General features: G+C 60.3%; 23 protein-coding genes. 13 read left to right on the top strand and 10 right to left on the bottom strand.

All coding sequences use genetic code 11. The features are described from left to right. Positions 1–5 precede the first annotated feature (5 nt). From O3W47_RS10655 to ehuA, 10 genes are all read left to right on the top strand, one after another. On the top strand, positions 6–1,409 hold the full coding sequence (locus O3W47_RS10655) for an aspartate aminotransferase family protein (RefSeq protein ID WP_269313685.1): 1,404 nt from the start codon (positions 6–8) through the stop codon (positions 1,407–1,409). 170 nt (positions 1,410–1,579) lie between these two features. Then, on the top strand, positions 1,580–3,028 hold the full coding sequence (gene ehuR, locus O3W47_RS10650; protein WP_269313684.1) for a MocR-like ectoine utilization transcription factor EhuR: 1,449 nt from the start codon (positions 1,580–1,582) through the stop codon (positions 3,026–3,028). A gap of 68 nt (positions 3,029–3,096) precedes the next feature. After that, positions 3,097–4,116, top strand: a complete 1,020-nt coding sequence (eutB, locus tag O3W47_RS10645) for a hydroxyectoine utilization dehydratase EutB (RefSeq protein WP_269313683.1) — start codon at positions 3,097–3,099, stop codon at positions 4,114–4,116. Further along, on the top strand, positions 4,113–5,126 hold the full coding sequence (eutC, locus tag O3W47_RS10640) for an ectoine utilization protein EutC (RefSeq protein ID WP_269313682.1): 1,014 nt from the start codon (positions 4,113–4,115) through the stop codon (positions 5,124–5,126). The genes eutB and eutC overlap by 4 nt, the downstream gene beginning before the upstream one ends. After that, the gene (doeA, locus tag O3W47_RS10635; protein ID WP_269313681.1) at positions 5,123–6,301 is read left to right on the top strand and encodes an ectoine hydrolase DoeA; all 1,179 of its coding nucleotides are present in this window, start codon (positions 5,123–5,125) and stop codon (positions 6,299–6,301) included. The genes eutC and doeA overlap by 4 nt, the downstream gene beginning before the upstream one ends. Before the next feature lie 4 nt (positions 6,302–6,305). Beyond that, positions 6,306–7,319 (top strand): N(2)-acetyl-L-2,4-diaminobutanoate deacetylase DoeB, encoded by a 1,014-nt coding sequence (doeB, locus tag O3W47_RS10630; RefSeq protein ID WP_206914509.1) that lies wholly within the window; start codon positions 6,306–6,308, stop codon positions 7,317–7,319. Between the two features lie 61 nt (positions 7,320–7,380). Then, entirely contained in the window at positions 7,381–8,232 is an 852-nt protein-coding gene (gene ehuB, locus O3W47_RS10625; protein ID WP_135397748.1) for an ectoine/hydroxyectoine ABC transporter substrate-binding protein EhuB, read from the top strand. Positions 8,233–8,292: 60 nt separating this feature from the next. Beyond that, positions 8,293–8,958, top strand: coding sequence for an ectoine/hydroxyectoine ABC transporter permease subunit EhuC (gene ehuC, locus O3W47_RS10620; protein ID WP_269313680.1), 666 nt, complete (start codon positions 8,293–8,295; stop codon positions 8,956–8,958). Between the two features lie 12 nt (positions 8,959–8,970). Next, a complete protein-coding gene (gene ehuD, locus O3W47_RS10615; RefSeq protein WP_262530603.1) occupies positions 8,971–9,663 on the top strand; it encodes an ectoine/hydroxyectoine ABC transporter permease subunit EhuD in 693 nt (230 codons plus the stop codon). Beyond that, a complete protein-coding gene (gene ehuA / locus O3W47_RS10610) occupies positions 9,660–10,439 on the top strand; it encodes an ectoine/hydroxyectoine ABC transporter ATP-binding protein EhuA (RefSeq protein ID WP_080818891.1) in 780 nt (259 codons plus the stop codon). Before ehuD ends, ehuA begins: the two co-directional genes overlap by 4 nt. A gap of 11 nt (positions 10,440–10,450) precedes the next feature. On the opposite strand, the gene O3W47_RS10605 is transcribed toward ehuA, so the two are convergent. The 8 genes from O3W47_RS10605 to O3W47_RS10570 all read right to left on the bottom strand — a co-directional run bounded on the left by O3W47_RS10605 (position 10,451) and on the right by O3W47_RS10570 (position 18,671). Continuing rightward, on the bottom strand, positions 10,451–11,446 hold the full coding sequence (locus O3W47_RS10605) for a hypothetical protein (protein WP_269313679.1): 996 nt from the start codon (positions 11,444–11,446) through the stop codon (positions 10,451–10,453). Positions 11,447–11,605: 159 nt separating this feature from the next. After that, positions 11,606–12,475, bottom strand: coding sequence for a D-psicose 3-epimerase (locus O3W47_RS10600; RefSeq protein WP_065657738.1), 870 nt, complete (start codon positions 12,473–12,475; stop codon positions 11,606–11,608). Between the two features lie 66 nt (positions 12,476–12,541). Continuing rightward, on the bottom strand, positions 12,542–13,207 hold the full coding sequence (locus O3W47_RS10595) for a nucleoside triphosphate hydrolase (protein WP_269313678.1): 666 nt from the start codon (positions 13,205–13,207) through the stop codon (positions 12,542–12,544). A gap of 26 nt (positions 13,208–13,233) precedes the next feature. Beyond that, positions 13,234–14,082: a sugar phosphate isomerase/epimerase family protein gene (locus O3W47_RS10590; protein ID WP_269313677.1), complete on the bottom strand. Its 849-nt coding sequence runs from the start codon at positions 14,080–14,082 to the stop codon at positions 13,234–13,236. A gap of 1 nt (position 14,083) precedes the next feature. Continuing rightward, positions 14,084–15,079 carry an ABC transporter permease gene (locus O3W47_RS10585; protein WP_269313676.1) on the bottom strand — a complete coding sequence of 332 codons (996 nt, stop codon included), beginning with the start codon at positions 15,077–15,079 and terminating at the stop codon, positions 14,084–14,086. After that, positions 15,076–16,092: an ABC transporter permease gene (locus tag O3W47_RS10580; RefSeq protein ID WP_269313675.1), complete on the bottom strand. Its 1,017-nt coding sequence runs from the start codon at positions 16,090–16,092 to the stop codon at positions 15,076–15,078. Before O3W47_RS10580 ends, O3W47_RS10585 begins: the two co-directional genes overlap by 4 nt. Beyond that, a complete protein-coding gene (locus O3W47_RS10575) occupies positions 16,085–17,575 on the bottom strand; it encodes a sugar ABC transporter ATP-binding protein (RefSeq protein ID WP_269313674.1) in 1,491 nt (496 codons plus the stop codon). Before O3W47_RS10575 ends, O3W47_RS10580 begins: the two co-directional genes overlap by 8 nt. Before the next feature lie 118 nt (positions 17,576–17,693). Beyond that, on the bottom strand, positions 17,694–18,671 hold the full coding sequence (locus O3W47_RS10570; protein WP_174025129.1) for a substrate-binding domain-containing protein: 978 nt from the start codon (positions 18,669–18,671) through the stop codon (positions 17,694–17,696). Between the two features lie 238 nt (positions 18,672–18,909). Here O3W47_RS10570 and O3W47_RS10565 point away from each other — a divergent pair, with 238 nt between their 5' ends. After that, positions 18,910–19,989, top strand: coding sequence for a LacI family DNA-binding transcriptional regulator (locus O3W47_RS10565; RefSeq protein WP_269313673.1), 1,080 nt, complete (start codon positions 18,910–18,912; stop codon positions 19,987–19,989). 81 nt (positions 19,990–20,070) lie between these two features. Next, positions 20,071–20,397, top strand: coding sequence for a tetratricopeptide repeat protein (locus O3W47_RS10560; RefSeq protein ID WP_269313672.1), 327 nt, complete (start codon positions 20,071–20,073; stop codon positions 20,395–20,397). Between the two features lie 80 nt (positions 20,398–20,477). Here the strand turns inward: O3W47_RS10560 and O3W47_RS10555 are convergent, their stop codons facing one another. Then, positions 20,478–20,897 (bottom strand): MarR family winged helix-turn-helix transcriptional regulator, encoded by a 420-nt coding sequence (locus tag O3W47_RS10555; RefSeq protein WP_135397724.1) that lies wholly within the window; start codon positions 20,895–20,897, stop codon positions 20,478–20,480. A 161-nt stretch (positions 20,898–21,058) separates the two neighbouring features. Between O3W47_RS10555 and O3W47_RS10550 the strand changes: the two genes are divergently transcribed. After that, positions 21,059–22,885 (top strand): chloride channel protein, encoded by a 1,827-nt coding sequence (locus tag O3W47_RS10550; protein WP_269313671.1) that lies wholly within the window; start codon positions 21,059–21,061, stop codon positions 22,883–22,885. Positions 22,886–22,962: 77 nt separating this feature from the next. On the opposite strand, the gene catB is transcribed toward O3W47_RS10550, so the two are convergent. Next, a complete protein-coding gene (gene catB / locus O3W47_RS10545) occupies positions 22,963–23,598 on the bottom strand; it encodes a type B chloramphenicol O-acetyltransferase (RefSeq protein WP_269313670.1) in 636 nt (211 codons plus the stop codon). Between the last annotated feature and the right edge of the window lie 94 nt (positions 23,599–23,692).

Raw genomic sequence — 23,692 nt, 5'->3', positions numbered from 1 at the left:
CGCCTATGACCATGGACATCAAAAACATCGCGGAAATGGATCGAAATGCGGTTCTGCATCCCTTCACGCAGCTGAAGGATTTCGCCAGCGGCAAACTCGGTGAACCGACCATCGTCGAAACCGGCAAGGGCATCCGCATTCAGGACGCGCATGGCAAGCAGCTGATCGATGGCTTTGCCGGTCTTTATTGCGTCAATGTCGGTTATGGCCGCACCGAGGTGGCGGAAGCCATCTCCCGTCAGGCCTATCGGCTTGCCTACTACCATTCTTACGCCGCCCACACGACGGACGAACTGGCGATCCTTTCCGACCGGCTGGTAAAGATGGCACCCGGCAAGATGAGCAAGGTCTTTTACGGCATGTCGGGCTCGGACGCCAATGAGACCCAGGCGAAGCTCGTCTGGTATTACAACAACCTGCGCGGCAAGCCGCAGAAGAAAAAAATCATCTCCCGCGAAAGGGGATATCACGGCTGCAGCGTGGTTTCCGGCTCCATGACCGGCATGAGCTTTTATCACGACCACATGGACCTGCCGCGCGCCGGCGTGCTGCACACCGGCGTTCCGCACCATTATTGGGGCGCGGAGGCCGGTGAAACCGAGCTGGAATTCTCAAAACGGCGCGCCGACGAACTGGAAGCCCTCATCCTGCGCGAAGGCCCTGACACCGTAGGCGCCTTCATTGCCGAACCGGTGCTCGGCACGGGCGGCATCACGCCGCCGCCGGAAGGCTACTGGTCGGCGATACAGGATGTTCTCAAAAAATACGATGTCCTGCTGATTGCCGACGAGGTGATTACCGGCTTTGGGCGTACAGGCTCCATGTTCGGCTCGCAGCACTACGGCATCGAGCCGGATTTGATCACCGTCGCCAAGGGCCTGACATCGGCCTATTTCCCGCTCTCCGGCGCCATCGTAGGGGAGAAAGTCTACAGGGTCATGGAGGAAGGGGCGGATCGTGTCGGCGCATTCTCTCACGGCTACACCTATTCCGGCCACCCCATCGGTGCGGCTGCGGCAAATGCCGTGCTCGACATCGTCGAAAAGGAAGACCTTCCCGGCAATGCGCGGGCCGTCGGCAGCTATTTTCAGGAGCAGTTGAAGGCGAAGTTCGCGCAGCTTCCAATCGTTGGAGAGGTGCGCGGCGTAGGCCTGATGGGCGCCATCGAATTCGTGGCCGATCGTGAAAAGAAGACGCGTTTTGCCCCCGGTCTTACGGTCGGTGCGCGCGTTTCGAAGGCGGCGCGCAACGGTGGTCTTATTGCGCGCGCCATGCCGCATGGCGATATTCTGGGCTTTGCACCGCCGCTCGTCACAACGAAGGCGGAGGTGGATGAGATCATCGCCATCGCCGAAGCGGCCGTGCGCAGCGTCATGGATGATCTGGTGCGGGCTGGCGAAAGAATTTGACGCCAACCGTGGCGTTCAACGGTCACAGCTGCTGCCCATTCCGACAGCAATGACGTGACAACTGCGCCTATTTGCGGCGCAGTTGTCATCTGCGCTGCATAAGGCTTCATCTTTTCGCAGAAGCATGCATAATGTCATGAAATTACCTTCGTCGAAAACGAGACAATTTCATGCGTCGTCAAGCCAATCCGCTCAGCTCCGATCCGGTTTCCGCAACCAAACCGGTGGCGTGGCGGCCAACTCTCGCCAAGCAGAAAGGCGAAACGAAACATTCCGCACTGACGGAACGCATCATTGCCGATATCGACGCCGGTGTCCTGAAGCCAATGGACCGTATGCCGACCCACCGCGATTTGGCCCGCGAACTCGGCCTTTCGGTCCAGACCGTCAGCCTCTCCTACAAGGAGGCCGAGCGGCTGGGTTATCTCAGCGGCGAAATCGGCCGCGGCACCTTCGTGAAGACGCGGGTGACGGACCGGGCGGGCCGCATGATGCTCGATCACAGCCCGACCGAGGTACTCGATCTCTCCATCATTCGCGGCGTTTATCTCGACGACCATGAAAACGCCTCGCGCGCTATGCTCCGCGAATTGGCCGATGGTGACAATTCGGGCTTCATGCGCCCCTGCCGGCCGGTAGCGGGCCTCGACAGCCATCGAGAAACCGCCCGGATCTGGCTTGGCATGATGGGCGTGACCGCCGGCGCGGAGCGTATTCTCGTCACCAATGGTGCTGCACACGGCATTTTCCTTGCCTTGAGCTGCATTATCCGCTCGAACGACGTGGTCCTCTGCGAGAACCTCACCGACCACGGCATTATCGGCCTGTCGAACATTCTGGGCTTCAGCCTCAAGGGCCTGCCGACCGACGAAGAAGGCATTGTGCCAGACGCGCTGGAGGCCGCCTGTGCAGCCGGTGGCGTCAGGGCGCTGGTGCTCATTCCCACCCTCAACAATCCCACCGGGCATGTTTCCGGTGCTGCGCGCAGACGGGCGATTGCCGCGATTGCCGAACGGTACGGCGTCTTTGTCATCGAGGACGAAGTCTATCGCCCGATCATCGAGGATGACCTGCCATCCATCACCGAAATGCTGCCCGATCTGGGCTTTTTCGTCACCAGCTTTACCAAGACGGTGCTGACCGGGCTGCGCGTCGGTTATCTCGTCGTGCCGCCCGCCTATTCCATCCGCGCCGCCTCCATCCTGCGTGTATCGAGCTGGAGCGGAACCTATCTCACGGCCGAAATCGCCACGCGCTGGGTCGAAAACGGCACCGCACGGCGGCTGCTGGATGTCCAGCGCGCCGAAGTGCGTGCGCGGCAAAGGATCGCCACGGACATATTGGGCGACCATATCGCCTCGAGCCACCCCCTCTCCTTCTGCGCCTGGCTGAAGGTTCCACCGCGCTGGACGGAGGACGGCCTGGTGCGCGCGCTCACAAACCAGAACGTCGCGGTCACGCCGTCGGAACCATTCATTGCCGGCCCCGGCCATGGCGGCGGCATCCGCATATGCCTCGGCGGTCGCCTTAATCACTCAAGCCTCGTCAAAGCCTTGACCACCGTGCGGCAGACCTTCGAGCAACTGCCGCCAGTCTACGATATCGGTTCAATCGGCTGAGGCAGCTGCCCGAAAATCATTGAATCATTACAATATAATAATTGACATGATTTTACTTCGCTCTCAACATGACAATCATGAAGAGCGAAAACCTGTCCATATCCGCCGATAAAAACCTGCTTCCGGTCTCACTGGCCGCGATAGAGCGGGCGGCGGTGCGGCTTGCCGGACAGGTGGAGCGAACACCGCTTGTTCGCTCGGACAATCTGTCCGAACGCTGCGGTCATCCCGTTCATCTCAAACTTGAAACCCTTCAGCCCATCGGCGCCTTCAAACTGCGCGGCGCGATGAACGCCATACTCTCGCTTGACGAGGAGGCACGCAGGCGTGGCCTCGTTACGGCCTCGACCGGCAATCATGGCCGCGCCGTGGCCTATGCGGCCAGCAAGCTCGGAATTCCCGCCACGATCTGCATGTCGGCGCTCGTACCGGCGAACAAGGTTGAGGCGATCCGCGCGCTCGGTGCGGAGATCCGGATCGTCGGCAGGTCACAGGATGACGCGCAGGAGGAAGCGGAGCGCCTGACCAAGAGTCTCGGCCTGACCGCAATCCCGCCATTCGATGATGCTGACGTCGTGGCCGGCCAGGGCACGATCGGCCTCGAGCTTGTCGAAGACATGCCGGGACTGGCGACGGTGCTTGTCCCTCTATCCGGCGGCGGGCTTGCGGGCGGTATCGCCGTTGCGGTGAAGGCGCTGAAGCCACGGGTACGGGTCATCGGCATTTCCATGGAGCGGGGTGCGGCCATGCAGGCGTCGGTCGCAGCCGGCCGGCCCGTCACCGTCCGGGAGGAAGAAACGCTGGCGGATTCGCTGGGCGGCGGGATTGGACTGGAGAACCGCGTGACATTCGCGCTTTGCCAGGCGCTTCTCGATGAGATCGTGCTGGTTTCCGAAGACGAGATCGCAGCCGGCATCCGCCATGCGGCGCGCGAAGAAGGCTTGACGGTGGAGGGCGCGGGCGCCGTTGGTTTCGCTGCCATCCTGTCCGGCAAGATCGATATCAGCGGCCCGACTGCCATCGTCGTGTCGGGCGGAAATATCGATCCGGCGGTCCACAGAACGATCATCGACGGGGGAGCCGCATGAGCCGCATCACCATCCTGACCGAAAAAGACCTGCGGGCTGTCGTGAAGCTCGACCTTTCCGCTGTCGACTGCGTGGAGCGGGCCTTTGCGGCGCTCGCAACGCAAGCCGTTGCCATGCCGCCGATCCTGCGGCTCGATATTCCGGAGTTTCGTGGCGAAGTGGATGTGAAGACGGCCTATGTGCCGGGCTTTGAGGGTTTCGCCATCAAAGTCAGCCCCGGTTTCTTTGACAATCCGAAACTCGGTCTGCCCAGCCTCAATGGCCTGATGATCCTCTTCAGCGCAAAGACCGGACTGGTGGAGGCCCTTCTCCTCGATAACGGCTATCTTACCGATGTGCGAACCGCCGCGGCCGGTGCTGTCGCGGCGCGGCATCTGGCCCGCGAAGACGCCTCCGTCGCCGCGATCTTCGGGGCGGGCATGCAGGCACGTTTGCAGCTTGAAGCCCTGATGCTGGTGCGCCCGATCAGATCAGCGCGGATATGGGCGCGCGACCATGACAAGGCCAAGAGACTTGCGGGCGATTTCGCCAGCGAACACGCCATCGAAGTCACCGCCATGGCCGATCCGCAGGCCGCCACGCGGGGCGCCGATATCGTCGTTACCACCACCCCCGCCGAAAAGCCGATCCTCTTTGCCGACTGGCTGGAAGAAGGCCAGCATCTGACAGCCATGGGATCGGATGCCGAGCACAAGAACGAGATCGATCCAGCCGTATTCGCCAGAGCGCGCTATGTCGCAGACCGCATATCGCAAACCCGCATTCTCGGTGAGTTGCATCACGCCATCGCCGCAGGCCACGCCGCGTCGGATCAGCACTTCGCCGAACTTGGGGACGTCATTGCCGGCAAGGTGCAGGGCCGCGTGTCAAGCAAGGACATCACCTTTGCCGATTTGACCGGCACCGGCGTGCAGGACACGGCCATCGCCAATCTCGCCTTTGCCCGCGCAAGGGAAGCCAAGAGCGGTCAAACCATCGAAAACAGCGTAAAAATGGGAGACGCAGCGTGAGCGTAACGCTGAACTTTACGCGCGAGGAATATGCCGCGCGCCTGTCCAAAACCCGCAAAGCCATGGAAAAGGCAGGCATCGACCTGCTTGTCGTCACTGACCCGTCCAACATGCATTGGCTGACCGGCTATGACGGCTGGTCCTTCTATGTGCATCAATGCGTGCTGGTGCCGCCAGAGGGCGAGCCGATCTGGTACGGCCGCAAGCAGGATGCCAACGGCGCCAGGCGCACAGCCTATCTCGCCCAGGACAATATCATCGGCTATCCGGATCACTACGTTCAATCGACCGAACGGCACCCGATGGATCTGTTGTCGCAGATCATAGAGGAGCGCGGCTGGTCCGGCCTGACGGTCGGCGTCGAGATGGATAATTATTATTTCTCGGCCGCCGCCTTCGCGTCTCTGCAGAAACATCTGCCGAACGCCCGTTTCAAGGATGCCGCCGGTCTCGTAAACTGGCAGCGCGCGGTGAAAAGCCCGACCGAACTCGACTATATGCGCAAGGCCGGCAAGATCGTCGAGCTGATGCACAAGCGTATCGTTGATGTCGTTGAGCCGAGCATGCGCAAATGCGATCTCGTGGCCGAAATATACGATGCCGGCATTCGTGGAACCGCCGAATTCGGCGGCGACTATCCCGCCATCGTGCCACTGCTTCCTTCGGGTGCAGACGCGTCCGCGCCACATCTGACATGGGACGACAAGCCGATGCGCTCAGGCGAAGGCACTTTCTTCGAAATCGCCGGCGCTTATCGCCGTTATCATTGCCCGCTGTCGCGCACCGTCTTTCTCGGCAAGCCGACACAGGCGTTTCTCGATGCGGAAAAAGCAACGCTTGAAGGCATGGAAGCCGGTCTTTCCGCAGCGAAGCCGGGCAACACCTGCGAGGACATCGCCAATGCCTTTTTCGCCGTCCTGAAAAAATACGGGATCATCAAGGACAACCGCACCGGCTATCCCATCGGCCTCTCCTATCCGCCGGACTGGGGCGAGCGCACCATGAGCCTTCGCCCGGGCGACCGCACGGAGCTGAAACCCGGCATGACATTCCATTTCATGACCGGACTGTGGCTGGAAGACATGGGCCTCGAAATCACCGAAAGCATCGCCATCACTGAAACCGGTGTCGAATGCCTTTCCAATGTGCCGCGGCAACTCTTCGTGAAAGGCTGAGACGATGTTGAAGACCGCGCTTCGCCCCTCACCGATCACGCCCTCCGTCGATTTTGACGCTAAGGGCGTGCAGCACGGTCATCTGCGGCTGCCATACAGCCGCGATGACAGCGCCTGGGGTTCGGTGATGATCCCGATCTGCGTCATCGCCAATGGCGAAGGGCCGACAGCGCTTTTGACCGGCGCCAATCATGGCGACGAATATGAGGGACCGGCAGCGCTCTTCGAACTCGCCCACACGCTCGATCCGGCAGACGTGAACGGGCGCGTCATCATCGTGCCGGCGCTCAACTATCCGGCCTTTCGTGCGGGAACACGCACCTCGCCCATCGACCGGGGAAACCTGAACCGCAGTTTTCCCGGCCGCCCTGACGGCACGGTGACGGAGAAGATCGCCGACTACGTGACCCGCCATCTGATACCGCTTGCGGATATCGTTCTCGATTTCCATTCCGGCGGCAGGACGCTTGATTTCCTGCCCTATGCCGCAGCCCACGAATTGCCCGACAAGACGCAGGAGGCCCGGTGTTTTGAAGCGGTGGCGGCTTTTGCTGCCCCCTATTCGATGAAGATGCTGGAAATCGATGCCGTCGGTATGCTCGACACGACAGTGGAGGAGATGGGCAAGGTCTTTGTCACGACCGAACTCGGCGGAGCCGGCACGGCGAGCGCCAAATCGATCGACATCGCCCGGAAAGGCACCGTCAATCTGCTGCGCCATGCCGGCATCCTCGCCGGCGCACCGGCACCTGCGCCAAGCCGCTGGCTGGACATGCCATCCAGCGATTGCTTCACCTTTGCCGAAGACGACGGGCTTGTCGCCTTTGTCCGCGATCTGGGAGACGCGGTCACGGCGGGTGAAACTGTAGCCCGGGTTTATCCCGTCGGCAAAACCGGCCTCGCGCCGGTCGATTACCGCGCCTCCATCAATGGCGTGCTTGCCGCGCGCCATGTTCCCGGCCTGATCAAGGCCGGCGACTGCCTTTCCGTCATCGCCACGGTCACGGAGAATACCTAGCCCCAAAAATCATCGTGAGATCCGAAAACGGACCACGTAACCCAACCAGAGGAGTAAGAACATGCGTATGACCAGACTTGCCGGGCTTTCCGCCCTAGCCCTCACCATCGGCGTGACATCCGCCAGCGCCCTGACTGTCGAGGAAGTCAAAAGCCAGGGCTATATCCGCGCCGCCACGGCCAATGAAGTGCCCTATTCCTACATGCAGCCTGACGGCACCTCCGCCGGCATCGGCCCCGATGTGGCCAATGCGGTTCTGAAATCGATGGGCATCGAGGAGGTCAACTGGACGGTGACGCCCTTTGGCACGCTGATCCCCGGCCTCAAGGCCCGTCGCTTCGATTTTGCGGCCGCCGAACAGAACATCTCGCCCGAGCGCTGCAAGCAGGTCGCCTTCACGGAACCGAACTCGTCCTATGGCGAAGGCCTGCTGGTGAAGAAGGGCAATCCGAAAAAGCTCACCACCTATGCCGATATTGCCAAGGACCCCTCGCTGAAGGTGGCCGTCGTGTCGGGCGCCAACAATGTCGACTTCCTGCGGGCGGTCGGCGTCAAGGAAGAACAGATCGTCTTCATCCCGGCCAACGCCGATGCCATTCCGACCGTCCAGAGCCGCGCCGATGCCTACGCCGCCACGGAGCTGACGGTTTCGGAACTCGCCAAGGGGCAGGCCAATGTCGAGCAGGTCAAGCCTTTCACCGACCCCGTCGTGAAGGATGCGCCAGTGCGCAATTACGGCGGTTTCGCTTTCCGGCCGGAAGACAAGGAGCTGCGTGACGCTTTCAACGCCGCGCTCGTCGAATTCCGCAAGACCGACGATTACAAGAAAATCCTCGCCAAATACGGCCTGTCCGAACAGAGTATTGCGGCGGCGGCCGAAAAGAAGGTCGCCGATCTCTGCGCCGGCAAATAATGCCAGCCGGCGCCCGGCCATAACCGGGCGCCGTTCCTCGGGAATTCGGGAAAACGCCAGATGGACATGACCGCCTATCTGCCGATGTTGTGGCAAGGCGCCGTCGTCACCATGACGATTACGCTCGCAGCCCTTGTCGTCGGCACGGTGCTCGCCTTTTTCTTCGGCATTCTGCGCGTCGAGGGTGGACCGATCCTGTCGACCGTCGCGCTTTGTTACACGGAAGTGTTCCGCGGCACCTCGCTACTGGTGCAGCTTTTCTGGTTCTATTACGCGCTGCCGCTGGTCGGGCTGAGCTTCGACCCGATCACCACCGGCGTGCTGGTGCTTGCCGCCCATGCTGGCGGTTATGGCGCCGAGATTGTGCGCGGCGCGCTGTCCTCCGTCTCGGTACAGCAGCTGGAGGCCGCACGAGCGCTGAACTTCACACGGCTGCAGACGCTGTTTCGCATCTCGCTGCCGCAGGCCGTTGTCGAGATGATGCCGGCCTTCGGCAATCTCGCCATCGAAACGCTGAAGCTTTCCTCGCTCGTGTCGCTGATCTCGATTGCCGACCTCACTTTCGCGGCGCAGTCGATCCGTAACCTGACGCTGGATAGCGCCAGCATCTATTCGATCACGCTGCTTTGTTATTTCGCGATGTCGCTGATCCTGATGGTCGTCATCCGGGTGATCGAACGCTTCGTGCGGCGCGGCAACGTCTTCCCGCGCACCCGCCATTCGTAAGGATATCCTGTCATGATGTATGGTTACGAATGGGACACGACCACCTGGCTCACCTACACGACCTCCATCCTGCCCATCATCCTGATCGGGCTTACGGTAACGCTGAAGGCCGCCGCCGCCGGTTTTGCCATTGCGCTGGTTCTGGGGCTCGTCTTCGCGCTGCTGCGCCGCAGCCGCGTCAGGATGATCTCCTGGCCGACCGCGCTGATTGTCGAATTCCTGCGCGATACGCCGCTTCTGGTGCAGCTGTTCTTTCTCTATTACGTGCTTCCGGATTTCGGCATTGTCCTGCCGGCGTTTCTGACCGGCGCGCTGGCGCTCGGCCTGCAATATGCCGCCTATACGTCCGAGGTCTATCGCGGCGGCATCGAGGCGGTGCATCACGGCCAGTGGGAAGCGGCGACGGCGCTCAATCTCACACGCATGCAGACCTACAGGGATATCATCATCCCGCAGGCCATTCCGCGCATCGTTCCGGCCATGGGTAATTATCTCGTCGCCATGATCAAGGAAACGCCGGTGCTTTCCGTCGTCACGGTTCTGGAAATGATGGGGCTTGCCAACATGATCGGCGAGCGCACCTTCGAATATCTGGTGCCGCTGACGCTTGTGGGCCTGATCTTCCTCCTTCTGACCATAATCTGCTCGGCAGGCCTCAGCCGCCTGCAAAGGGCGCTTCCAAAAGCAGGAATACCCTTGCGATGACCAACAACACCAACCAGCCACTGATCGAATTTTCCGATGTCACAAAACGCTTCGGCATTCTGACGGTGCTCGACCAGTTCAATTTCAGCGTGGCGAAGGGCGAAAAAGTCACCCTCATCGGCCCTTCCGGCTCCGGCAAGTCAACCGTTCTGCGCATTCTCATGACGCTGGAGCCGTTCCAGGAGGGAAAGCTGACCCTTGCGGACATGTCCTACCATGAGCCAGGCGGCAAAGGACCTTTCAAGGCCTCGGAAAAACATCTGCGCCAGATCCGCAACCACGTCGGCATGGTTTTCCAGAGCTTCAATCTCTTTCCCCATATGACCGTCCTTCGCAATATCGTGGAAGCGCCGGTGCGGGTTCTGGGCATCGGCCGCGCAGAGGCGGAGGCGCGCGCAGTCGAATTGCTGAAGATGGTCGGGCTGGCGGACAAGAAGGATCATTATCCGGTGCAGCTTTCCGGCGGGCAGCAGCAGCGTGTCGCCATTGCCCGCTCGCTTGCCATGCGTCCGCGTGTTCTGCTTTTCGATGAGCCGACCTCGGCGCTCGACCCGCAACTGGTGGGCGAAGTGCTGTCCGTCATCCGCGACCTGGCCCATGAGCATGACCTGACGATGCTTCTTGTCACCCATGAAATGCGCTTTGCCCGGGAAGTCTCGGACCGCGTCTGTTTCTTCGACAAGGGCCGCATCTGCGAACAGGGGAAACCGGACGAGATTTTCGGCCAGCCGAAAGAAGATCGCACACGCGAATTTCTCGCTTCCGTCTTGCGGTGACCCTCGCGCAATCAGTCAGCGGCGGAGGACAGAAGCTTTCCGTCCCTGCCCTGCACGATACCATGCGACGGAACCGGTGGGGCATCGGCAGCCGGCAGGGGCGGGATTATCAACCACGCACCGGGATAATCCTTGCGAAGATGCCGGGGATTATAACGAATATTGCTTCCGGCGGCATGGTGAAGCGTCCCGAGCGTTGCGTCTTTCGACAGGACACCTCTTTTGATCTCGTGGAGTTTTCGCTCGCCATCAAGGGCAAACGTTGCTTCGGAAAGATCGAAACTGTCGATGTGGACGGTCTGGTCCTGAGCCGTATCGAGAACCCATCTATCGGAATCGACGAAGCCATCGGTATAGACATTGCCGGTGGAGGTGCGCAGGGACGTGCCTTTCGGCACGGTGATGCCGTCAACAACATTGCCATCGGAAAGAGTGCAGTTGCTGAAAGCGGATATGCCGCCATCGGGCGAAAGATCGAACTCCACCGGGTGTGTCGCATCGCAGCGCCAGCCGCTCTGGTTGGTCACGCCGTTGCCGGTAATCCGCATGGTCTGCGGGGTAAAGCCCACCGTTTCGTAATTCTCGTTGGTTTTTATCGCGATATAACGGGCGATTTCGACGGCATCGATATCCGCCACCCGCACCGGATGCGGAAACACGGCCCGATCGAAGGCCTCCCTGTCGTTGGCAATGGCCAGTTCGAGTTTCGTGCCTTTGGGCATGTCGATCTGGCCGAGGCGCGCCGGCTCTAGCAGCTCCGGCCGATGGCTTGCCGCCCTCTCTTTGTCATAGGCGCGCATCTGCAGATAAAAATCACCGAACCGAAAGAGGGTGAAAAGCGCGACGGCAGTTACCAGCCCATAGGGCAGGATCATCGGGCGCTTCCAGCGGCCTGCCACATATCGTACGAACAGCAGGAGCGTCCAGACGATCCATATGAGGGTCGTGATGAGCAAGAAAGCAAGGAGAAGCAGCGCTTCGACGGACGGGAGTGCGACAGGGATCATGCAAACCAATGGTCTTGGGCGGATCGTTTTGATCCCGAAGAGACATCAGTGCTTTAGCCCACAAGCGGTTGTCTTTTCAACTCGGCGATGGCCGACAAACATGGCAGTGGCTGCCCGGGCGACAGATGGCCGCCGCCCGGTCAGTGCACTTATGGGTCTTCAGCCGCCAAGGACGAAACGGGAGAATGCCAGGGCATTGCGGGCATCCTCGTCCATTTTTGCGAGGTCGGCGCCGCCGCTGAGATCGCGCCACACCTTGATGTCGGAGCCGATCGTACCGCCGGTCTTGACGAAAGGCTCCATGACGACCGCGCCGGTGTAATTGATATCGCGAAGGGCGAGGCCGATTTCGTGCCAGGGCATTCTGCCCTTGCCCGGTACGCGGCGATTGCTCTCGCCGGTATGGAAATGCCCGAGCAACGGGCCGGCCGTGCGGATGGCTTCGCCAAAGCTGTCTTCCTCGATATTCATGTGGAAGGTATCCAGCATGACTTTCACGTTGTTCTTGCCGACATCCTTGACGAAAGCGACGCCTTCGGCCGCCGTGTTGAGAACGTGGTTTTCGAAGCGGTTGAGGACTTCGATACACAGGTTGATGCCGAGATCATTGGCGAAATCGGCGATGCCGTGAATGCCTTCGACGCCGCGCGCATAATCGCCCGCCTTGTCGACAGGCTGCGAATAGTCGATTGGCCAGTAGGAATGCAGCGCGCCGCCGATGGTGTGGATGTCTAGCTTGGCGACATTGGTAAGGGTGCGTTCAAAAAACGCCTTGCCGGCTGCACGAACCGCGGCATCCTCTGACGACAGGTTCTTCGTTTTCGAAGGGCCGATGCCGGCGGTGAGGATGATGCCGTTATCCTTTGCGCTCTGCCTGATGACGGCGAGTTCGGCGTCGCTGTATTCATTGATGTGGTGGGCGGCGACTTCGATGATATCGAAACCGAGCTTGGCGACCTTCTCGATATAGGGGCCGAACTTGGCGCTCCACTCATGTTCCCAGTAGGAGTAATAGATGCCGTGTTTCATGGGGGTCTCTTTCGCTTTTCTGTTTCGCTTGACTTTGGATAGGGAGGCGCAGCCCTTCAGGCAGCTTCAGGACGCGGGACCGCTTCCCGGATTTCCGATGCGAATATCCGGCTCCGTGCTTGTCGATGTGATGAAGCGGCCGTTGGGGAGATCGTTTTCCTCCACCTTCCGGTTGATCTCGTCCTCGCCAAGACCGAAGCTTCGCCAGCGGTCCCGCAGCCGCGCGCGCAGATCGTCTTCGTCGACATCAACGAAAATCGTGAGATCGAAGATCGGCTTGAGACGATCCCATGGCGACTGGCCGGCGAGGAGATAATTGCCTTCGCAGACGATGATATCGACGGATTGCGGGATCAGGCGGCCGCCGGCGCGGGCGATTTCGATGGCGCGGTCAAAGACGGGGACGGCAACGACATCGTCCTCATTGGCCTTCAGACGCTCAAGCATGTGGCGCAGGCCGTGGGCATCGAACGTATCGATGGCGCCCTTGAAGGCACGGCGCTTCATCTCTTCCAGAACGGCATCGTCATAATGAAAGCCATCCATAGGAAACAGTGCAGCCGATACGCCTTCGCCTGCGTTCAACGCATCGACCACGCATTCGGCAATGGTTGATTTTCCCGATCCGGGGGCACCGGCAATCGCAATCATCACACGCCGGCCCTTTGACCCTTCCAGTCGCTGGAGGGCAAGGCCCGCAATCTCACGGGCATTATCGTCAATAGTGTTCAAGGTGCTTGCCCCGATAATGAGTGCTTTCAGAAAATGCGGTACTGGTTCGCCTTGTCGCGCAGGAATGACAGTCCCCTGTCGAGAACCTCATCGGCGCTGGGCGCAACCGGCCGCCAGGTGGAAATCGCACCGGCCATCTCCCTGGGCATCGCAGCGAAGCTTTCGAGCGTCAGCACACCCTTGAAGCCGATGGCGGCGAGCGCCGAAAACACCTCGTCCCAGGCAACATTGCCGCAGCCCGGCGTGCCGCGGTCACTTTCCGACATATGCATGTATTTCAGATGGTTGCGGGCGGCGATGATGCCATTGGCGATGCCCTTTTCCTCCATATTCATGTGGAAAGTATCGAGATGGATGAAGATGTTGTCGGCACCGATGCGCTCCACCAGCGCCACCGCCTGTTCGGCGGAGTTGAGCAGATGGTTCTCGTAGCGGTTGACCGTCTCGATGCCGAATTGCAGGCCTAGTGTTTTTGCGTGGCCGGCAGCCCGCGAAAGCGCCCTTGTCAGATTGTCATATTCACCCTGTTTCGGCGGAAATCCGGTTCGCTCATTGGTGCCACCATAGGTAACCCCCGTCAGAGCCTCCGCGCCCATTTCTGCGGCCTTGTCGAGCGCGGCATTCAGATGGTCGATTGCCGCATCGGGACGTATGGACGCCCAGGCGGGCTCCGGCAGCACCAGCGAGCAGACGGCGCGCAAACCGTATTTCTCCAGCAGGGCGCGCGTGTGTTTTGCATCGACGGCAGGGATATCGATAAGCGGAATCTCGATGAAATCCTGACCGTAATCCGCAGCAGCGGCGATGGACCGTCTGGCGTTTTCGTGGTCCCATTTGAGAGACCACATCATTGCGTGAACACCGAAGCCTTTCACGTCATACCTTCTTTCTGAGAGATGCGAAGTAGCTTGAAAACAGGCCGCGCGCCGCCATGACGACAATCATCAGCACGCCCCAGAGCGCCGTTGCCAGATGCTGGTTGGCGCCAAGAAGATTGAGGCCGGATGACAGCAGTTGCAGAACGATGAGCGCGACGAAGACGGGCAGGACACGACCGAAGCCGCCGAACGGATTGATGCCGCCGAGAAAGGCCGCCAGCACCGTGATCAGCAGATAGGATTCCCCGTGGCCGACACGGACGGAGTTGAAACGGGCAAGCATGATGATGCCTGCAACCGCGCACATCAGACCCGAGAGCGTGTAGACGAGAACCTGAATCTTGCGCGTATTGAGGCCGGAATACCGCGCGGCTTCGATATTCGAGCCGATCATCAGCAGGCCGAAGCCGAGCTTGGTGCGCGTCAGCAGCACATGCCACAGCCCGACGCAGGCGATGAAAATCAGAAGCGGGATCGGCAGACCGAGAAGCGTGCCGTGACCGAGCGGCGCCATATAGGCGGGGAAACCGGAAACGTCTCCGCCACGGGTGAGAAACTCGCCAAGGCCGCGCAGAAAGATCATCATCGACAGCGTCACCAGAATGGGGTGCGCGCGGGTATAGGCAATCGCCGCTCCCGTCATCGCTCCGGCAGCGCCGCCGGTGGCAAGTGCCGCAAGGCAGGCGAACAGGAATGCGCTCGGTGGCGCATCAACCCCGCCATGGGCCTGCAACACCCAGGCTGCGGCGAGACCCGACAGATTGGCGGCGAAGGTGACGGACAGATTGATGCCGCCCGTCAGCAGCGGCAGCAGCATCGCCAGTGTCAAGAGACCGAGTTCCGGCAGCTGGAAGGCGACCGAACCGAATGTGGCGAGCGAGAGAAAGTTATCGGCAAAGGTTCCGAAGATGAGCATGACCGCGATGAAGGCAATCACTGGCCCGGCCATGTCGGCACCGAAAATCGCGTTGAATTTCCGAACGAGACTGTTCATCGCTGTGCGCTCCCCTTCTTCGCGGATGTCCGTAAGGCGCTCGGCAGGAGCTTGTCGAAGCGGGTGGAAGAGAGCGTGATGGCGATGAGAATGATGGCCCCGACGATCATCTTGAAGGCAAAGGGAGAAACGCCCATCAGGTTGAGGCCGTTCTGGGTGATGGACACCATCAGCACCCCGAGCACACAGCCGATGACCGACCCCTTGCCGCCGCCAAGCCGCGCGCCGCCGAGAACGGTTGCGGCAAGAACATCCAGCTCGCGGCCATAAAGCGCGTTCGGCACCACCTCCTGCGCATAATGCGCCTGCATGAGCCCGGCAATGCCCGCCATCAAGCCAAGCCAGCCGAAGGAAATGTAGTGCATGGCGCCAATATTGATGCCGAAGCGGCGTGCGCCTTCCGGATTGTCACCGAATGCATAAAGCTTGCGGCCGACAGTGGTGCGCGAAATCATGAACCAGGTGGCGACACAGCAGAGGATCATGACCACGACGGGCAGCGTCAGCTCGACCCACGAACCATCGGACATCTCGCGCTCGTAAAACACCACGCGCGTCGACAGCCATTCCGGCAGGTCGTAGATCGACACGCCCTTGGTGAAGAACATCAGCAGCCCGAAGAAGATGTTGAAGGTGGAGATGGTCGCAACAATGGAAATGATGTTGAGCCGCCAGACGAGGAAGGCGTTGACGAAACCGAGACTAAGGCCAACCGCGCCGGCAATGATGAAACCTTCCGCCCAGTTGCCGCCGCCGAGCGCATTGAGCGCCAGCACCGTCACATATTGGACGACGGAGGCCGCGACCGCGAAGGAAATGTCGATACCGCCCGAGATCAGCACCACGAGCAGGCCGACCGCAAAGATGATGTTGACCGCCGAGACATTCAGCACATCGAAGGCATTGGAGATGGTGAGGAACCGGTCGGTGGCGAATGACAGTCCCGTGCAGAGCAGCACCATGACGACAAGCAGTGTGAATTCGGTTGTATGTCCGAGAATGAGCCTACGCATAGATGGCGGCCTCCAGTTCGGTCAGCGACAGGCGTCGCGGATCATAGGTGGCGTGGAACCGGCCTTCGACCATGTGGATGACCCTGTCCGTATTGAAATAAACTTCCGGCGGCTCGTCGGAGATCACGATGATCGAAAGACCTTCTGCGGCGAGCTTGCGGACGATTTCGAAGATGCCGGCGCGTGCGCCGACATCGACCCCCACGGTCGGCGCATCGAGGATGAGGATTTTCGGTCCGATGGCCAGCCACTTGGCAATCGCCACGCGCTGCTGGTTGCCGCCCGAAAGCGTGCGGATCGGATCTTCCGGCAGGCCGATCTTGACGCCGAGCGCCGAAATCCAGCGGGAAACGACATCCGCCTTTTTAGACGGTGAGATCAGGCCGCCGCTCAGCAGCCGGTCGAGCGAGGCCATGACCAGATTGTCGGCAATGGACTGCGGCTGGTTGAGACCAAGCGAAAGCCGGTCTTCGGAAAGATAGGCGACGCCCGCCCGGATCGCATCGCGGTTGGAATGAAAATCCACCTTCTTTCCATCGATGAGCATTTCACCCGATTGCGGCCGATGCATGCCGAACAGTGTCAAAGCCAGTTCCGTGCGGCCGGCTCCCAGAAGGCCGGTAATGCCGAGCGTTTCTCCCCGCCGCAGATCGAACGAAACATCCTCGAACTCGCCGGCCCGGCTCAGCCCGCGCACCGAGAGAACGACGGGCTTGTCATCGTGATCGGCGGCGATGACGGCGCTGTCGAAATTGCGGCCGGTCATCAGCTCGGTCACCCGTGACTGGGTCATGCCTTCAACGGGAAAGACACCGACAAGCGAGCCGTCTCGCAGCACGGTGATGCGGTCTGAAATCTCAAGCACTTCCGCAAGGCGATGCGAGACGAAAACAACCGCGACACCGGAGGCCGACAGGTTGCGGACGATGTCGATCAGGTAATCGGTTTCAGACTGCGTGAGCGACGCGGTCGGTTCATCCATGAAAACCAGCCGCGCTTCCCCGACCAGCGCGCGGGCAATCGCCACGATCTGACGCTGGGCGATGGGCAGTTCCTTGAGCGGCTTATCAAGATCGATCTCGACGCCGAGCCGGGCCAGCGCCTTTTCGGCAGCCTGTTCGATGGCGCGCTTGTCGACCAGCCCGTATTTTCCATTCACCGCGTACTGGAAGCCGATATTTTCAGCCACCGTCATTTCATCGAACAGCGCCAGATCCTGCCAGATCACCTGGATGCCAAGCGATTGCGCAAGCGTCGGGTTCATCGCGGCTATCGGCTTGCCGTCGAAATAGAGTTCAGCATCACTTTGGGGCGTGTAAACGCCCGTTATGACCTTGATCAGCGTGCTCTTGCCGCAGCCGTTTTCGCCGGCAAGGCAATGCACTTCACCCGGATTGACCTCGAAAGAAACACCCTTCAGGGCGCGGACGCCGCCGAAGGTGACTTTGACATTTTTGAGGGACAGGAGCGGTTCTGCGCTCATGATAATGTAAATCTCCTTCGCCGCGGCAGCATTGCAGACGTGGCGCTCGGCATGTTTTTCCAGATGAGACGTCGCGCGAGTATGACACCTCGCGCGACGCCCTTGGCCTTGGGGAGGATCAGAGGCCCATGGAAACGAGCTTGTCGATGCTTTCCTTGTCGATCTTCAAAAGCTGGTCGACGACGATGGTGTTACCCTCGGGATTGATGGTGCCGAGACCTTCGATAGTGTCGCCGGCCTTGGGTGTCTCGCCCTTGGCGATACGGTCGGCGAGCGTGATGAAGACCTCACCGGCCTGCTTCGGGTTCCACATAAAGCCGCCCGTCAGCGCGCCCGACTTGATGAGCTTGGCGCCCTGCCCCGGCGAGAACGGGCCGATGACGAAGACCTTGCCATCCTTGCGCCGCTCTTCGACGGCGCGTCCGGCACCGATCGGCCCCTGCGAACCGAAGGCGAGGAAACCGCTCAGGTCGGCATTGGCGGACATCAGGTCAAGCGCTGTCGAACGGCTCTTGTCGAGGTCCTCCGCCACGCCGTAGCGATCGCCGACGAGCTTCATGTCCGGATAATTGGCCTTGATATAGGCGATGGCGGCATCGGCCCAGGCATTATGAAGCGGAACGGTGAGCGAACCGACGAAGACGGCATAGGAGCCCTTGCCGCCCATCTTTTCAGCCAAGAGCTTGCCATGCGCTTCGCCGAAACCCTTGGCGGATGCCAGTTCGAAATCCCAGTCAGCGCCGAGCTGCTTGGGCGATTCATGGGTGATGACCTTGATACCGGCGGCCTGGGCCTTTTTCAGCACCGGCTCCAGCACCTTTGCATCATTCGGCACCACGCCGATGAAATCGACCTTCTGGGCAATCAGATCCTCGATGGCGCGGACCTGCAGGGCGGGATCGGCGCTGGTCGGGCCGACCATGAAACCGTCAACGCCGAGCTTCTTGCTCTGCTCCTTGATACCGGCCTCCATGGCGTTGAACCACGGAATGCCGCCGATCTTGACGACGACGCCCACCTTCGGCCCTTCGGCAAAGGCGGTGGACGAGAGCAACGCGAGCGACAGGCCGACCGCTGCAGCAATAATTTTCTTCATGATGTTCCTCCTCAAAAAATCAGGCAAACGAAACCCGCCGCAGCCATTTTTCATCTGGCGCGTTCAAAATTTCTCATCTCGCTTATTCGAGACTCTCCCTTGCCACTCCCACAGCAACCATCTTGCACAATCGATATTGCCAAGTTGCACAATCGATGGTGCAATAACCATATCATGAAGCTCCCTTCCGTCAAGGGGACGCGTGCTCTAATAATCGGAATCAGTTGGGGAGATCACAGTGACGGGCATAAGTTCCAAGAAAGCCACCATTTATGACTTGTCGATATTGTCGGGTGCATCAGCTTCGACAGTGAGCGCCGTGTTGAACGGATCGTGGCGCAAGCGCCGGATTTCGGAGGAGACTGCCGACAGGATTCTCTCGCTCGCCAAGGCACAGCGCTACACCACCAATCTTCAGGCCCGCGGTTTGCGGAGTTCGAAATCCGGCCTCGTCGGGCTTCTGGTGCCCGTTTATGACAACCGGTTTTTTTCCTCGATGGCGCAGACATTCGAGGGGCAGGCGCGCAAACGCGGCCTGTCGCCCATGGTGGTCTCCGGGCGACGCGATCCCGAGGAGGAACGGCGCACCGTCGAGACCCTGATCGCCTATTCCATCGATGCGCTCTTCATTGCCGGCGTGACCGATCCAGATGGCGTGCACCAGGTCTGCGCCCGCGCGGCGCTGCCGCATGTCAACATCGACCTGCCCGGCAAATTTGCCTCCTCGGTCATTTCCGACAACAGGAATGGCGCGGAAATACTGACATCGGCGATCCTTGCCCATGCGAAAAAAAGCGGGCCTCTTGGTCCCGATGACGTCATCCTGTTCGGCGGTCATGACGACCACGCCAGCCGCGAGCGTATCGACGGCTTCCACGCCGCCAAGGCCGCTTATTTCGGGGCGGAGAGCGGAGACGATATCGAGATCACCGGCTATTCACCGCATATGACGGAGCTGGCATTCGAACGCTTCTTCGAGCGCAGGGGCCGCCTGCCCCGCTGTTTCTTCGTCAATTCATCGATAAATTTCGAAGGCCTGCTTCGTTTCATGGGGCGTCATGACGGCGAGGCCTTCGGCGACATCGTTGTCGGCTGCTTCGACTACGACCCGTTCGCATCGTTCCTTCCCTTCCCGGTCTATATGATCAAACCCGATATCGCGCAGATGCTCGAAAAGGGTTTCGAACTGCTGGAAGAGAACCGGACCGAGCCGGAAGTCACCATCATCGAACCGAAGCTCATCCACCCGCGAACCGCTCTCGAAGGCCCGCTCGACGACATATGGGACCCGGTTGCATTGCGGCGCATGGCCAAATGAACGCGCAAAATCCCGCTTGACCTCAAGCGCGCTTGAGGTCGTACCGATTGCATGGTGCTTCACCATCGCAACGGGATAATGATGATCGAAAAACTCATGAGGATGCTGGAAGACGGACGGGACAGTCCGCTCCTGCGCTTTTCAATCGCAAAAACGCTCAAGGCGGCCGGGCAGTTCGAAGAAGCCGCGCTTCATCTCCAGGAGGTCGTCCGGCAGGATCCCGGCTATTCGGCGGTCTGGGCCGAACTCGGCGAATGTCGCGCGCGGCTGGGAGATGACGAGGGCGCAGTTGCGGCATGGGTGGAAGGCATCGCGGTGGCCGTCAGGCGTGGCGACATTCAGGCAAAGAGGCAGATGGAGGTTCGGCTGAAACGTTTGCGGTCACGCGCCCAGAAGGGCGTCAGTTGATAAGGCGCGTATCGCGGCCCTATTCGCAATATCTTTCGCTGCAGCTCAAGGCGCCCCCGAGCGACAGGCATGTCTTCCGTCTAAGTCTTCTCTACGTTTCCAAGCTCGCTCAATATGGCAATCAGCTGCGGCGCCGTTTCGCGGATTTCCTTGAGATGGATCGCGCTCAGATGCGCCATGACCTGCTCGGCCTTTTCCGTCAGCTGTAACGTCTGACGGCGGCGATCGGCAGGGTCTGGTTCGCGCGTGATGAGGCCGCCGCTTAACAGACGACCGGCGAGCTCGGTTGCCGAATGGGGCGCGATCAGCAACCGTTCCGCAAGTAATCCCACCGTCATGACCTCGCCCTCCGGCAAGCCCTTGATGGCGAGAAGCGCCTGATGCTGCTGCGGCGGCAGGCCCGCCGCCTGCGCGGCCGAGGTGCTGAAATCCATGAATTTCTTAAGCGTGTGGCGAAAGACGGCAAGCGCCTCATATTCCGATTGGGTCGGCAATGTCATATTTCGCAAGCCCTTATTCTGTTCGCCTCTCATTCTTCTTTAGCCCGACTATCCGCGAATGAAAATCGCCGGATATTTTGAGAGATTACAAATCCATTGATTTATATCGTATTACGACATATTTATCGCGCCACTATTTTCGTGCACCCAAGGATAAGCCGTTGACCCAAGCCTCTTCACCCTCCAGATCAAGTCAATTCGACAGCGGTTTTCCAAGGCGGCAAGCCGGAGATTTCACGACGGACAAACGCGTGCTGCTGCTGATCGCCATGGCATGCATCGTCGGCTCGCTCGGGGCCCTTGCCGCATGGCTTCTGGTCAGCCTCATTCAGCTTGTCACCAACATTGTCTGGCTTGGCAGGTTCAGCACGCACGAGGTCAGTTTCGCAGACATACATCCTTCCCTGTGGATGGTCGTGGCGCCGGTCCTCGGCGGTATCGTCATCGGGCTGATGGCCCGTTTCGGTTCGGAAAAAATCCGGGGGCACGGCATTCCGGAAGCGATTGAGGCCATTCTCATCAGCGGCAGCCGCATGTCGCCGAAAGTGGCGCTCCTGAAGCCTCTCTCGTCCGCCATTTCGATCGGTAGCGGCGGGCCCTTCGGCGCGGAAGGCCCGATCATCATGACGGGCGGCGCGATCGGCTCTCTCTTTGCGCAATGTTTCCACATGAGCAGCGCGGAACGCAAAACCCTGCTCGTGGCAGGCGCCGCCGCCGGCATGACGGCGATCTTCGGTTCGCCGATCGCCGCTGTCATGCTCGCGGTCGAACTCCTGCTATTCGAGTGGAAGCCGAGAAGCTTCATACCGGTGGCAGTCGCCGCTGCGGTTTCGATTACCTGGCGGCCGTTCTATTTCGGCACCGGTCCGCTATTTCCCACGGATTTCGCTTATGACCTGCCATGGTGGGGGCTCGCGCCCTGCGTCCTGATCGGCGTGCTCGCCGGCCTGCAGTCCGGATTGATGACTATATTGCTCTACAAGATCGAAGATCTTTTCGAAAAGCTCCCCATCCACTGGATGTGGTGGCCGGCGCTCGGCGGCCTCGCCGTCGGCCTCGGCGGCCTGATGGAGCCAAGAGCGCTCGGCGTCGGTTACGACATCATTGCCGACCTTCTCAATAACCATATTGCCGCTCAGGCCGTCCTCACCATTCTTCTGGTCAAGTCGGGAATCTGGCTCATCGCCCTGTCCTCAGGCACATCCGGCGGCGTGCTCGCGCCGCTTCTCATCCTCGGCGGATCGGCGGGTTATCTGACAGGGACATTCCTGCCCGGCGAACCCGCCCTCTGGGCGTTGCTCGGCATGGCCGCCATGATGGGTGGAACAATGCGCGCACCGCTGACCGGCATCTTCTTCGCAATTGAGATCACTGGCGATCTCAGCACCGCGATCCCGCTCATGATAGCCACCGTGGCCGCCTATTCCGTCACCGTCCTTTTGATGCGGCGCTCGATCCTCACGGAAAAGATCGCCCGGCGCGGCCAGCACATCACACGCGAATATGCGATCGATTCCTTTGAGCTCACCCGTGCGTCCGAGATCATGATCCGCAAGGTCGACACGCTGCCTGCCGGGATGACGGTATCGCAGGCGATTTCCTTCTTCACCGGCTCGCAGGAAACGCACCGGACCTATCCGGTGGTACAGCCCGAGGGAACGCTGGTGGGGCTTGTGTCGCGGGCAGACATTCTCTCCTGGCAACAGGAGCAGCATGGCGGCGAAGAAACATTGGCCGACAGGCTGGCTGACCGTGAAATCCCGGTTGCGCACGAAAACGACCCCGTTGGGTTGATCGCCGACCTGATGCTTAGCGCCGACACGGGCAGGATCGCCATTGTAGACAAGTCCTCGAATAGTCTCGTCGGTCTCGTTACGCGCAAGGACCTGCTTCATCTGCGCCAGGCGCAGCAGAGGTCTGAGCAGGAACGGCAACCCTTCATCGGAACGGCAATGACAAATCGCCGCCAGCCTGCGACGACGCCCTGAAACAGGGCAGACCTTTCCGCTCGCCCGCATGGCACCCGAAAGCGCCGGCCCGCCTCGATGAGACGGGCCGGGCATTTTTACGGCTGCGGCTTATCGGATCGCCAGAACCGATAAAGCTCGGCGACATTGCCGCTGGTCATGAGCGGCATTGCCGCCTTCAGCCGCGCCGCCGGCCAATCCCACCATTTCATCTCGAGCAGCAGGGCGATGTTGTCGTCATCGAACCGCTTTCGGATCGTTTTTGCGGGATTGCCGCCGACGATGGCATAGGGTTCGACATTCTTCGTCACCAGCGCCCGCGTTCCGATCACCGCCCCATCGCCGACCGTGATGCCGGGCATGACAATGGCTTCCGAGCCTATCCAGACATCGTTGCCGATGACGGTATCGCCCGCCGGCAGATAACCGTTGCCGGCGTTCTCGAATTCCGGCACCTCCGGCATGAAGAAGAACGGGAAGGTGCTGATCCACTCGTTGCGATGGCCCTGATTGCCGGCCATGATGAAGGCGGCGCCCGAACCGATCGAACAGAAGCTTCCGATCACCAGCCTGTCAGCGCCTTCATCCGGCAGCAGATAACGGGCGCAGTCCTCAAAACTATGGCCGTGATAATAGCCGGAATAATAGCTGTATTTCCCGACCACGAGGTTCGGGTTCCTGACCTGCTTGTCAAGCGTGATGCCCCGGAACGGGCTTTCGAAGTAATTTTCCATTGGAGTAATCTCACTGCATATGTTCGCATTCGCTTGCCTTCAGACAAGCCGACGCCGAGCGCCAAGCCTGTCGGCTTTTCGCTCGATGCTCCTC

The sequence above is a fragment of the Agrobacterium sp. LMR679 genome, from assembly GCF_027157905.1.
Lineage (GTDB): Bacteria > Pseudomonadota > Alphaproteobacteria > Rhizobiales > Rhizobiaceae > Agrobacterium > Agrobacterium leguminum.
Note: the sequence above shows the minus strand (reverse complement) of the source record. Positions and strands in the feature narration are given on the sequence as shown.